This window comes from Sporomusaceae bacterium, assembly GCA_031460455.1.
Lineage (GTDB): Bacteria > Bacillota > Negativicutes > Sporomusales > UBA7701 > Anaeroselena.
The window spans coordinates 1-12,756 of sequence record JAVKTQ010000027.1; the positions used below are offsets into that span (position 1 = coordinate 1).

General features: G+C 61.4%; 10 protein-coding genes. 7 read left to right on the forward strand and 3 right to left on the reverse strand.

Going from position 1 to position 12,756, the window contains the following annotated elements:
* Nucleotides 1-707 precede the first annotated feature (707 nt).
* From ppdK to RIN56_20140, 3 genes are read right to left on the reverse strand one after another with little or no spacing between them, the layout of a single operon-like run.
* Nucleotides 708-3,365: a pyruvate, phosphate dikinase gene (gene ppdK, locus RIN56_20130; protein ID MDR7869105.1), complete on the reverse strand. Its 2,658-nt coding sequence runs from the start codon at nt 3,363-3,365 to the stop codon at nt 708-710.
* Nucleotides 3,366-4,163: a pyruvate, water dikinase regulatory protein gene (locus RIN56_20135; protein ID MDR7869106.1), complete on the reverse strand. Its 798-nt coding sequence runs from the start codon at nt 4,161-4,163 to the stop codon at nt 3,366-3,368.
* Between the two features lie 39 nt (nt 4,164-4,202).
* Nucleotides 4,203-4,844 (reverse strand): helix-turn-helix transcriptional regulator, encoded by a 642-nt coding sequence (locus RIN56_20140; GenBank protein ID MDR7869107.1) that lies wholly within the window; start codon nt 4,842-4,844, stop codon nt 4,203-4,205.
* A 219-nt stretch (nt 4,845-5,063) separates the two neighbouring features.
* Between RIN56_20140 and RIN56_20145 the strand changes: the two genes are divergently transcribed.
* The 7 genes from RIN56_20145 to RIN56_20175 form a co-directional block, all read left to right on the forward strand.
* Nucleotides 5,064-6,110 (forward strand): M48 family metallopeptidase, encoded by a 1,047-nt coding sequence (locus RIN56_20145; protein MDR7869108.1) that lies wholly within the window; start codon nt 5,064-5,066, stop codon nt 6,108-6,110.
* Nucleotides 6,111-6,381: 271 nt separating this feature from the next.
* A complete protein-coding gene (locus RIN56_20150) occupies nt 6,382-7,131 on the forward strand; it encodes an aldolase/citrate lyase family protein (GenBank protein MDR7869109.1) in 750 nt (249 codons plus the stop codon).
* Between the two features lie 34 nt (nt 7,132-7,165).
* Nucleotides 7,166-7,870, forward strand: a complete 705-nt coding sequence (locus tag RIN56_20155) for a DUF2225 domain-containing protein (GenBank protein MDR7869110.1) — start codon at nt 7,166-7,168, stop codon at nt 7,868-7,870.
* An 85-nt stretch (nt 7,871-7,955) separates the two neighbouring features.
* Complete coding sequence (locus RIN56_20160) at nt 7,956-9,449, forward strand: ATP-binding protein (GenBank protein ID MDR7869111.1); 1,494 nt, start codon at nt 7,956-7,958, stop codon at nt 9,447-9,449.
* On the forward strand, nt 9,436-10,827 hold the full coding sequence (locus tag RIN56_20165) for a sigma-54 dependent transcriptional regulator (protein MDR7869112.1): 1,392 nt from the start codon (nt 9,436-9,438) through the stop codon (nt 10,825-10,827). Before RIN56_20160 ends, RIN56_20165 begins: the two co-directional genes overlap by 14 nt.
* Before the next feature lie 424 nt (nt 10,828-11,251).
* Complete coding sequence (locus tag RIN56_20170) at nt 11,252-12,568, forward strand: short-chain fatty acid transporter (protein ID MDR7869113.1); 1,317 nt, start codon at nt 11,252-11,254, stop codon at nt 12,566-12,568.
* A gap of 66 nt (nt 12,569-12,634) precedes the next feature.
* The coding region (locus RIN56_20175; GenBank protein MDR7869114.1) for a CoA-transferase at nt 12,635-12,756 on the forward strand (122 nt) is incomplete at its 3' end.

Below are 12,756 nucleotides of genomic sequence, written 5' to 3' on the forward strand. Positions count from 1 at the left end.
AAGGCGGCGTACGACAAAGCGGCCGCCGACCTGGCGGCGCGGTTCGCGCGGAATTTCGTGAAGTTTGGCAAGGATGTGCCTGCGGAGATTACGGCAGCCGGGCCGAGAGGTTAGGTATAGGAGATAAGACGAAAGGCCCGCCGAGAGTTCGGCGGGTCCTTGTTTGTTGATGGGGAGCGGAGTGTTTTCTATGGGCCGGCTTATCCCGGCTTGGGGTGCCGCCCCCCGCTGCGACGGCGGTCTTACTAACCTCATCGCCGACGGCTGGCCGTACGCCGCTAACTGTCTCCTGACAGATAGCGGCTCGCTCGCCGTCCGTGGCTCGCGCCGGCGGCCGTTACCGGCTCTCTCGCTAAGTAGCGGCCGCCGCCTCGCTTCAAGGGGGCGCACCCCAAGCCGGGAACGCCGGCCTCCCCCGCATGGTGCAAAAGGCCGAAGGCGGCGGAGAACGCAGGCGTAGGCGCCGTTACGGAGGCCGAATACGCGCCGTTGGTGAAGCCGGCCGGTCACACGAACGTACGTCCGTCCATGGACGGACGGGCGAGGAGCCATCTGTCACGGATGACAGTTGGCGACGGTACGGCTGTGTCGGCCCAAGCCTTACGGCGCGTTCGGCCGGAGCTCCGGCGCACAGCCTGCGTTCTCCGCCATTTGACATTGTAGCAGAAGAAAGACCCGCCTAAAGAGGCGGGTCTTTGTGTTATAGATTATCTGGTGCCGAGTACTTCGCCAGTGCTGACCGCCGCTTGGGCGGCGGCAAGGCGGGCTATCGGCACTCTATAGGGCGAGCAGCTGACGAAGTCGAGGCCGATGAGGTGGCAGAATTCGACGGAGTTGGGTTCGCCGCCGTGTTCGCCGCAGATGCCTACTAGCAGGCCGGGTTTGGTGCTGCGGCCGCCTTCGACGGCCATTTTCATGAGCTTGCCGACGCCTTTGCGGTCGATGACGATGAAGGGGTTTTCTTTGAGGATTTTCTTTTCGAGGTAGTCGTTGAGGAATTTGCCTTCGGCGTCGTCGCGGCTAAAGCCGAGGGTGGTCTGGGTGAGGTCGTTGGTGCCGAAGCTGAAGAAGTCGGAGACTGCGGCGAGCTCGTCGGCGAGGAGGGCGGCCCGCGGCAGCTCGATCATGGTGCCGGAGGTGTAGTGGAAGGAGACTTTGGCGGCGGCCATGATTTCGGCGGCGATGGCGTCGATGCGGGTTTTGAAGAATTTCATTTCGTTGACGTCGATGGTGAGCGGGATTTCGACTTCAGGCAGGACTTTGACGCCTTCTTTGGTGAGGCGGGCGGCGGCGCTGAATATGGCCCTGATCTGCATTTCGTAGACTTCGGGGAATGTTATGCCCAGGCGGCAGCCGCGGTGGCCGAGCATGGGGTTGAATTCGTGGAGGGATTTGACCTTTTTGAGGAGCGCTTCTTTGGCTGGCAGCTCGCCGGGATTTTTGCCGGTGATTTTCATTTCGGCGATTTCGACCATGAGCTCGGTGAGGTCGGGGAGGAATTCGTGGAGCGGCGGATCGAGGAGGCGGATGCAGACAGGGTAGCCTTCCATGGCTTTGAGGATGCCGTAGAAGTCGCCTTCCTGCATGGGCAGGAGGGATTTGAGGGCTTCGCGGCGCGCTTCCTCGTTGTCGGCGAGGATCATGGCCTGGACGTGGGGCAGGCGGTCGTGGCCCATGAACATGTGCTCGGTGCGGGTGAGGCCGATGCCCTGGGCGCCGAATTGGCGGGCTTTAGCGGCGTCGGCGGGGGTGTCGGCGTTGGCGCGGACGCCAAGGCGCTTGATGTCGTCGGCCCAGCCGAGGAAGGTGAGGAATTCCTCGGAGAGGACGGGGTCGACCATCGGGACGGTGCCGAGCATGACGTTGCCGGTGGCGCCGTCGATGGAGACGAGGTCGCCTTCTTTGACGGTGAGGGCGCCGACGGTGAATTCGCGGCGGGCGAAGTCGACTTTGATGGCTTCGCAGCCGCAGACGCACGGTTTGCCCATGCCGCGGGCGACGACGGCGGCGTGGCTTGTCATGCCGCCGCGGCTGGTGAGGATGCCCTGGGCGGCGACCATGCCGTGGATGTCGTCGGGGGTGGTTTCGGTGCTGACGAGCAGCACTTTCTGGCCGTTTTTGGCCCACTTTTCGGCGTCGTCGGCGGAGAAGACGACGCTGCCGGAGGCGGCGCCAGGCGAGGCGGGCAGGCCTTTGGCGATGACGTCGAGCTTGGCGGCGGTGTCGATCTGGCGGTGGAGGAGTTTGTCGAGCTGGGCGGGTTCGACGAGCAGGATGGCGTCGCGTTTGCCGATGAGGCCTTCGGCGACCATGTCGTAGGCGATTTTTATGCCGGCCTGGGCGGTGCGCTTGCCGTTGCGGGTCTGGAGCATGTAGAGCTTGCCGCGCTCGATGGTGAATTCGATGTCCTGCATGTTTTTGTAGTGTTTTTCGAGAAGCTCGGCGGTGGCGACGAATTGTTTGAAGACTTCGGGCATTTCGTCCTTGAGCTTGGCGATGGGGTTGGGGGTGCGGATGCCGGCGACGACGTCTTCGCCCTGGGCGTTTGTGAGGTATTCGCCGTAGAGGGTCTTTTCGCCGGTGGAGGGGTTGCGGGTGAAGGCTACGCCTGTGCCGCAGTCGTTGCCCATGTTGCCGAAGACCATGGACTGGATGTTGACGGCGGTGCCGAGGTCGTGGGAGATTTTGTTGAGGTTGCGGTAGACGATGGCGCGGTCGTTGTTCCAGGAGCGGAAGACGGCTTCGACGGCCATTTTGAGCTGCTGACGCGGGTCTTCGGGGAAGGGCTTGCCCAGGCGGGCGAGAACAAGCGCCTTGTATTTGTCGAGCAGGCCGCGCAGGGCTTCGGCGGTGAGTTCCTGGTCGTAGGTGACGCCGCGGCGGCGTTTTTCTTCGTCAAGGAGGTGTTCGAATTCGCTTTTGGGTATTTCGAGCACGACGTCGCTGAACATCTGGATGAAGCGGCGGTAGGCGTCGTAGGCGAACCTGGGGTTGCCGGTGGCTTCGGCGAGGCCTTTGACGGTGGCTTCGTTGAGGCCGAGGTTGAGGATGGTGTCCATCATGCCGGGCATGGAGAACATGGCGCCTGAGCGCACGGAGACGAGGAGCGGGTTGGCGGGGTCGCCGAACCGTTTGGCGGTTTTCTTTTCGATGACCGTCAGGTTGACATAGACGTCTTCGATGAGCCCGGCCGGCAGGGTCTTGTCGAGTTTGTAGTAGTCGATGCACGCTTCGGTGGTTATGGTCATGCCGGGCGGTACGGGCAGGCCGATGTTGCTCATTTCGGCGAGGTTGGCCCCTTTGCCGCCCAGGAGCGCCTTCATGTCGGCGCGGCCTTCGTTGAAGAGGTAGACGTATTTAGTCATTTATTTGCATGCTCCCTTCCGATAGTGCTCAAGTATTTTGGCCGCCGTTTCTTCGACGGCTTTGTTGGTGACGTCGACGATCGGGCAGCCGATTTTGTGCATGATGCGCTGGGCGTAGTCGAGTTCCTGGTAGATGCGCTCGAGGTTGGCGTAGTCGACCCCTTCGGCGAGGCCGAGGGTTTTGAGCCGTTCGCGGCGGATCTCGTGCAGCAGGGACGGGTTGATGGTGAGGCCGACGACTTTTTCGGCCGGCAGGCCGAGCAGGTCTTCGGGCACCGGGACTTCGGGCACGAGCGGCACGTTGGCGGCTTTGATGCCTTTGTGGGCGAGGAACATGCACAGCGGCGTCTTGGTGGTGCGGGATACGCCGACGACGACGAGGTCGGCTTTGGCGAGCCCCCACGGTTGTTTGCCGTCGTCGTATTTGACGGCGAATTCGACCGCCTCAAGTTTGCTGAAGTAGGCTTCGTCAAGTTTGTGGATGAGGCCGGGCTCCAGCCGGGGCTGCCTGCCGGTGACAGCGGCCAGGCAGCTTATGATGGGGCCCATGATGTCGACGCAGACGACCGCGAGTTCCTGGGCTTTGGCGACGAGGACTTCGCGGAGGTCGGGGCGGACGAGGGTGTAGACGACGGCGGCCTGGCAGGCCGCCACTTCGAGCATGGCGTCTTCTACGTCGCGGGCCGTGTTGAGATACGGGATGCGCCGCACGTCGATGTTGCCGGCGTTGAACTGGCTGGCGGCGGCCCTGACGACCAGTTCGCCGGTCTCGCCGATGGAGTCGGAGAGAATATAGATTGTGGGACATTCGAGCTTCAGGTTGATGACTGTTACCCCCTACTTCCCGGCTAGCTGAACGAATAGCCGCGTGATGTTGGTCTTTGTGAAACGGCCGACAACCTGCAGCTTTTCGCCGCCGTCGGTCTTGACGGACACGACGACGGGCAGGGCGTCCACCTGATGGCTGAGGAGCTTCTGCGCCGCTTGCAGGACGTGCTCCTCGGGGTAGGTGACGACGATGTTGGGCATGCGGGTCATGGAGACGCTGACCGGCATTTTGTTGATATTCTTTCCAGTCATCGCCGCTTTTAGCATATCCTTACGGGAAGCCACCCCTTCGAGGAAGCCGCCTTCCGATACCACGATGATTGTGCCGACATCCTCGACGAACATGGTGACGATGGTGTCGTATACCGAGCTGGTGTCGCGCACGGCGACGGGCTGGGACAACGCCTGGGCCACCTTGACGCTGCCGAGGACGCCGGCGATGACGTCGGAGGGCTCTTTGCCGGTAAGGTAATAGCCGACCCGCGGTCTGGCGCCCAGCAGCCCGGACATGGTGAGGATGGCGAGGTCGGGCCGGAGCGCGGCCCGGCTGAGGTTGAGGCGGTCGGCGATTTCTTTGCCGGTAATGGGGCCGTAGTTTTTGACTATTGCCAGGATGGCCTCCTGGCGTTTAGACAGTTCGATACCGCTCACCTGCGCTTTTTCCGGAATGTGTTACAATACTTTTCGATTTACGCTATTTATTATACACTATATAGCGCCCGAATGGCCACTAAAACGTGTTGTCTTTGGAAAAATTTGCTGGCGCGGGAATTTTTACATTCTGGCCTCTAACCCGGAAGTCCTTGCTTCCCGCGGCATAATCCGGTAAAATTTCCTCAGGGGGTTGTCCCCCCCGGGGAGGAAAAGGATATGCACGACAGATGGCGCAAAATCGCCGGACTGCTTGTATCGCTGACACTGCTCGCCTGCATCGCCGGCTGGCTGCCCCAGGCGGAAGCCGCCCTCATCGGCACGAAGGACGAGATCGAGATCGGCCGCCGCGTCGCCATGGATCTGGAGACGAAGTACGGTGTGGCAAACGACCCCGACCTGCAGGCGCGGGTGGCCCGCATCGGCGCCAAGATAGCGGCGGCGAGCGACCGCCGCGATATAGATTACTCTTTTAAGGTGCTCAATAATAAGGAAGTCAATGCTCTTGCCCTGCCTGGCGGCTTCGTGTATCTTTTCAAGGGCCTGGTCGATTATATGCCGTCCGATGAGGAGCTGGCCGGCATCATCGGTCACGAGGTGGGGCACATTTCGAAGCGCCACACCGTCCGCCAACTGGAGAAGAGCCTGGGGATGAGCATCCTTTTCGGTGTGCTGTTCGGCGAACGGGGCGTTTTTCTCCAGAACCTGGCTTATAACGCGATTATGGCCGGTTACAGCCGGGAGGACGAACGGGAGGCCGACCAGCTGGGCTTCCAGCATACGGTGAGGGCCGGTTATAACCCCTACAGTATGCTGATGGGGCTGCAGAAGCTGAACGATCTTCCCAATAAGGGCAGCTACGGGCTGTTTTCCACCCACCCCGAGCCCGAGGCCCGGGTCGCCCGCGTCCAGGGGTACATAAATGACGCCAAGGTCCATCCCGCCGTAACGGCGAAGGGCGCGACCGCCCAGGCGACCGACGCCGGGCTGACGCTGCCGCCGCTGACCGCGACTTACCGCGGCAACAAGCCGCTTTACCGGGCGTACCTGATGGCGGGCGCCCTCTACCTCGCCTCGCGGACGGCCGATTTCAACGCCGACCGCTTTATCCTCGACAGCGACGGGACGTACATAACGATTTATTACGACGACCGCGAGATTGTCGGTCTTGCCCCGCAGGACGCCAGCGCCGCCGGGATGTCGCTCGACGATTTTGCGAGGCAGTACGTGGATGCGATCAAGGCCTGGGCCGCTACGGCGAGGTAGCGGCCGTTGATAAGCCCTCATCTGCGGTGTTGTTCCGTCAGGCGCTTGCTTGCGTACGTTCCGAGTGCGCGGCGCGGCGCGCCTGACGGAGCCGCCTTGCATCTGAGGGCTTCTGAACGGCCTTGTGCTTTTCGCATAGAGGACGAAGAACCGGGAATATTCCCCGGTTCCTTTTGTTAGCCAGTGAATTTTTTTGGCGGATTTTGCAGGGGATTGGCGCGGAGATAATAAATAATAGTAGTTATACAGTATAAAGGATGTGGTCGCTCTGTTGAAACAAAAACTCGCCAACGGCGCGGTGAACGGCACGATGGTGCTGACGAACGCGCCGGCGAGCGTGGAAATGCTCGGCTATGCCGGCTTCGATTATGCGATTATCGATACCGAGCACGGCGCCAACGATATCGCCGAGGTGGAGTCGATGATCCGCGCCGCCGAGGTGAGCGGCCTTACGGCGATTGTGCGGGTGACAAAGAACGACCCGGCTTATATCCTGCGGGCTATGGATGTCGGCGCCCGCGGCGTTCTCGTGCCGCAGGTGAACAGCGCCGCGGAGGCCGACCGGGCCGTGCGGGCGGTGAAGTATTGCCCCCGCGGCGATCGCGGCCTTGCGGGGATTGTCCGCGCCGCCCGCTACGGGTTCCAGCCGCTTGATAAGTATATCGCCGATTCGAACGAGAATACGCTTGTCGTCGTGCAGGCCGAGGATATCAAGGCCCTTGCCGCTCTCGACGAGATCCTGGCTGTCGATGGCGTGGACGGCGTGTTTGTCGGCCCCGCCGACCTGTCGCATTCGATGGCGATGCCCGGACGCTTCGACGATCCCGAGTTCACCCGCATCGTCCACGCGATCGTCGACCGGACGGTGAAGCGCGGCAAGATTGCCGGCATGTTCTGCTTCGACGCCGCCCAGGCCAAGTATTGGCGGGGGCTTGGGGTGCGGATGCTGTGCGTCGCCACCGATACGATGATGTTCGCGGGGGCCGCCCGGGCGATGGCCCGCGATCTTAAAGGCAATTAACGGTTCCTTGCGGAATCCGGGGGAAGGGAAAACCATGGCTGATATTTTGTACACAGTGGAAAAAAGCTGCGTGATGTGCGACAAGAAGTTCACGGTCACGAAGGTGCGCAACCGCCTGTCGATGCTCAAGCAGGACAGCGATTTCTGCACATATTACAAAGAGGCCAACCCCAACTACTACGTGATCTGGGTCTGCCCCCACTGCGGCTACGCCGCTCAGGACACTTATTTCGAGGAGCCGCCGGTCAATATGGCGGCGGTGAAGGCTTTCCTGAAGGGCCGGAACGTGAAGGTGAATTTCGGCGGTCCAAGGACGCGCCAGGATGCCGTGACGACGTTCAAGCTGGCGATTTTCTTCGCCGATATGGCCGGTACTCTCCCCAGCCGGCAGGCGAGCCTGTACCTGAAGCTGGCCTGGCTGTACCGGGAGGGCGGGCTGCCTGATGAGGAGAAGGCGATGCTCGACCAGGCCCGCGCGCATTACGAACAGGCTTTCCTCAAGGAGCGGACGCCGATCGGCAATATGAGCCAGCTTACGCTGGAGTATCTGATCGGCGAGCTTTTGCGCCGCACCGGCCGCCTGCCGGAAGCGCTCAATTATCTCAGCAAGGTGGTCGGCAACCCGCAGGCCAGGAACGAGAAGCGGGTGCTGGAGCTGGCCCGCGAGGCGTGGACGCTGGCCCGCGACGCCCGCAAGGATCAACAGGCGGCGGCGGAGACCGAGGAGCCCGGTACTTAGTACCGGGTTTTTGCTTTGGGCGGAGGAGGCAAGGACAGGATTCTCGGCGGGAAGGTGGAATTAGTCCTGAAAAGGGGTGGTGCCGATGTGGCCGCGTAGCCTGCGCGGACGGCTGTTGATCCTGACGGTGGTCGTTGTTGCCCTGCCGATTCTGGTGGCGGGCTATTTCATGATGTTCAGCGCCGAGCAGGCGCTGGTGGCGGAGAAGCAGCAGAAGCTTTTCGGCGCGGCCCGGATGCTGGACAGGCACCTCGTCGGCAGCTACGACGATATTCTGGACCGGCACAGTCCTCCGGGGGCCGGGCGCGATGAGCGGATCGCCGTTTTGAACCGCGAGCTGGCCGCCTTCACCGACCAGGTGGCGGCCGCTTATCCCGGCATCGGCGTGGGTTATTATTCGCGCGATCTGGACGCGATCGTTACTTATGGACCGAGCAATGTTTACGCCGATAAGGTCGGTCTGCCGATCGGCCCGACCCACGAGGGACGCATCGTGATGGCAACCGGCAGCCCGCGCGTTCAGGAGGGCGCCCTTGTCCGCGGCGAGATTATGAACGCGATGCATCCGGTTGCCAGGAACGGCAAGGTTATCGGCTATATCTGGGCCAACGAGTTGACGGCCGATATCCAGTTGCAGATCCGCGCCATGACCCGGCAGGCTTATCTGGCGATCGCCCTCGGCCTTATCCTCGGAATCACCGGCGTCGTTTATCTCGTAGGCTGGCTGGCCACCGATATCGAACGGATAAAAGGCGGCCTGATGCGCCTGAAGGGCGATCTGACCCATCAGTTGCCCCGCCTCGGCGGCGAGATGGGCGAGATTTCGGCGGCTATCAACGATATGGCTCACAGCCTGGCGGCCAAAAGACGGCTGGAGGAGCAGGTGCAGCGCGCCGAGCGCCTCGCTCTGGCCGGCGAGCTGGCGGCCGGCCTCGCCCATGAGATCCGCAACCCGATGATGGCGGTAAAGGGGTTTGCCCAGTTGCTCCGCGAGGAGATCACCCCGGCGGAGCAGAGCGAGTATACGGATATCATTATCAAAGAGACGGCCCGCATGAACCGCCTTATCGAGGAGCTGCTGACTTTCGCCCGCCCGCCCGCTTCGGGGGTGGGGCCGGCCGATATCAATACGGTGGTGGCCGATTCGCTGCTGCTGATCGAGCCCAAGGCGGCCCGCAGCCGCATCGAGATTGTCCGCTCGTTCGCCCCCGGCTTGCCGATGGTGAATGTGGACAGCGAACGCTTTAAGCAGGTGCTGATCAATGTGCTGATCAACGCGGGCCAGGCGGTCGACCATGACGGGGAAATCAATATCCGCACGTTTTTCGATGCCGGCGACCGCACGGTGCGCGTGAGCATCGCCGACACCGGCGTGGGCATCGCCCCGGAAAATGTCGGCAAGCTGTTCGATCCGTTTTTCACCACGAAGGACGACGGCACCGGTCTTGGCCTGTCAGTGGCCGACCGGCTGATGGAGAGCTGGGGCGGCAAGATTCTCGTCGATTCTACCTTAGGGCGGGGCAGCGTTTTCACGCTTGTTCTGCCGGCGCTGGAGGGAGATAGCCATGAATGCCAATAATCGTGTGCTGGTGGTGGATGACGAACTGAGCGTCCGCCGACTTATCGAGGAGGTTGTCCGCAAGGCGGGCTATAGTGTGTTTCTGGCCGAAAATGGCCGGGAGGCGGTGGAGAAGGCCCGGCAGATAAAGCCGGCGGTGATTGTGATGGATATCAAGATGCCGGTGATGGACGGGATGGAGGCTTTCGAGATTATCCGCGGCGAGCAGCCTCATACGGCGGTTGTCCTGATGACCGCCCACGGGACGGTGGATACGGCGGTCGAGGCGATGAAGAACGGGGCGTTCGATTATCTCGTTAAGCCATATAATGTCGCCGAGCTGAGGATTATCCTCGACAGAGCCTTCCAGCTCCAGAATCTGCGGGATGAGGTAACGGCGCTCAGGACGGAGGTTCAGGACAAGTATAAGCTCGGCAATATAATCGGCACGAGCGCGGTGATGCAGGAGGTGTACAAGAAGGTGGGCCGGGTGGCCCAGACGAACGCGACTGTGTTGGTGACCGGCGAAAGCGGCAGCGGTAAGGAGCTGATCGCAAAGATTATTCATAACAACAGCCTGCGCCGCGACGGGCCGTTCATCAAGGTGAACTGCGGCGCGCTGCCCGAGGGGCTGCTGGAGAGCGAGCTGTTCGGCTACGAGAAGGGGGCGTTCACGGGGGCGGTAGCCCGTAAGCCGGGCCGGTTCGAGCTGGCCGACCGGGGGACGATTTTCTTCGACGAGGTCGGCGAGCTCACGCCCGCGCTGCAGGTGAAGCTGCTGGGGGTGCTGCAGGAGCGGGAGTTCGAGCGGGTGGGCGGCACGGAGACGATTAAGGTGGATGTGCGGATAATCGCGGCGACCAACCGCGACCTCGAGGCCATGGTCCGCAGCGGCTTTTTCCGCGAGGATCTTTATTACCGGCTGAAGGTGGTGCCTATCCACGTGCCGCCGCTGCGCGAGCGCGAGGAGGACATCCCGCTGCTGATCGATTATTTCCTGCGCCATTTCGCCGCCGAAGCTCACCGCGAACCGCCGCCCATCACCGCCGAGGCGGCCGAGCAGCTCAGGCGGCACCGTTGGCCGGGGAACGTGCGCGAGCTGGCCAACGCTTTGGAGCGGGCGGTGATTATGTCGAGCGGCGTGATCGGCGTCCATGATCTGCCCGGCCTGTCGGCCGACGGCGTCCAGCCGCAGGTGGCTATCCCCCACTCCGGGACGCTGCGCGATATTATGCATCATGTGGAGAAGCAGGTCATTTCCAGGGCGCTGAAGGCCTGCGGCGGCAACCGCGGCAAAACTGCCCTGACGCTCGATATCAGCCGCCGGGCGCTGCAGTACAAGATCGACGAGCACGGCCTGGGCAAGGCGGCGCTGGAAGGCGATCAGTCAGCGGAGTGATAACACCCCCCGCACTGTAGTGGACGCGGGGGGTGTTGCCGGCTTGCGCAGTCCGGCCGCCCCGCCGGGAAAAGTCTTGAATACTTCCGTAGTCCGGGTCAAAAGAAGGATATCTTGCATTCCGGCCAGAATTGAGTCGATGAAGAGCGTCGTCGTTGAACCGGCAGGGCCGATGTGCAAAAAAATTCCGAAAATTGCCACGAAAAGAGCGCAAATGTGAAAATTATTTCACCCCCCCTCGGCGGTGCGGGATGACGGCCCAGCAGCGGCGGGCTTCGCCGGTCGCCCCCATCTTGGCACGCAATTTGCAAAAGATAGTCAAGGGATGGTCTGCTTAAGCTTGAGAAAGGAGGCAGGAGGTAGTCCGCTATTCGGCTATAGGCCCCCCCGTTAACAAAATAAGTTAAGAGGAGGAGCAAGAGTTATGCTTAACAGAATGGCCAACTTTTTTGTCGTTCTAGTGCAGAAATATCTGCCCGATGCCTATTTGTTCGCAATCCTTCTTACGTTCGTGGCGTTTGTAATGGCTCTCGCGCTAACCGGGAAAGGCTTTATCGACCTGATTGCCATGTGGGGCAACGGACTGTACGGAATCATCGCTTTCGCTATGCAGATGATCCTGATTCTTGTTACCGGCCATGCTTTGGCGAGCAGCAAGCCGGTGAAATCGTTCCTGTCCACGCTGGCGTCAATCCCTAAGGACGGCTCCCAGGCCGCCATGCTCAACTGCTTTGTGGTGGGCGTGGCCAGCTTCCTGAACTGGGGCTTCGGCCTGGTCGTCGGCGCTTTGCTGGCCCGTGAACTGGCCCGCCGCGTCAAGGGAACGGACTATAGCTTTGTGGTTGCGGCCGGTTACTCGGGCTTCGTTATCTGGCACGGCGGCATTTCGGGCTCAATCCCGCTGGCTGTCGCCACCAAGGGCCACCTGGTGGAAAAACTGACCGGGGTCATCCCCGTTTCCAGCACGATATTTTCCAGTTGGAACCTTATCATTACTTGGTCGATTATCATTACGCTGCCGCTGCTGTTCAAGATGATGGCACCCAAGCCGGAGAACATCAGGACGGTCGATCCCGAGCTGCTCGCCGATGCGCCCGAGGCGGCTCCCCCGACCGAGCAGACTCTCGCGACCAAGTTGGAGAACAGCGTCGCTATCAACATGCTGTTCGGGGCGATGGGCCTGATTTACCTCGGCAATTATTTCGCCACGAAAGGCCTCGATCTTACCCTCAATATCGTTATCTGCATCTTCTTTGTCGCTGGCGTCATTCTCCATATGACGCCGATAAATTATGTGCGCGCGATGAACGAGGCCATCAAGGGAGCGGGCGGCATCGCCCTCCAGTTCCCGCTGTACGGCGGCATCCAGGGTATCATGGTTTCCTCGGGCCTGGCCGCCATTATCGCCAAGTGGTTCATCTCGTTCTCGACCCCCTTCACTTTCCCGCTGTTCACCTTTATCGCCGGTGGCGTCATCAATCTGTTCGTCCCCTCCGGCGGCGGCCAGTGGATCGTACAGGGTCCGATCAACATTCCGGCCGGCATGGCGCTCGGCGTCGACCCGGCCAAGGTGGCGATGAGCATCGCGTACGGCGACCAGTGGACCAATATGATCCAGCCGTTCTGGGCGCTGCCCCTCCTGGGGATCGCCAAGCTCGGCGTCCGCGACATTATGGGCTATTGCGTGATGACGCTGATCTGGAGCGGTATTCTTATCTGCCTGGGTCTGATGATATTCTAGATGTAACAAAAGGCGGAGGGGCAGCTGTGCTGCCCCTCCGGTTCAGGAGGATCTGTTATGGTTAAAATGATAACTCCGCAAGCAGCGGCGGCAATGGTCAAGGACGGCATGACCGTCATGATCGGCGGTTTTCTGGCGGTAGGCACCCCGGAATCTCTGGTGGACGCGCTTGTCGCCCAGGGGACGAA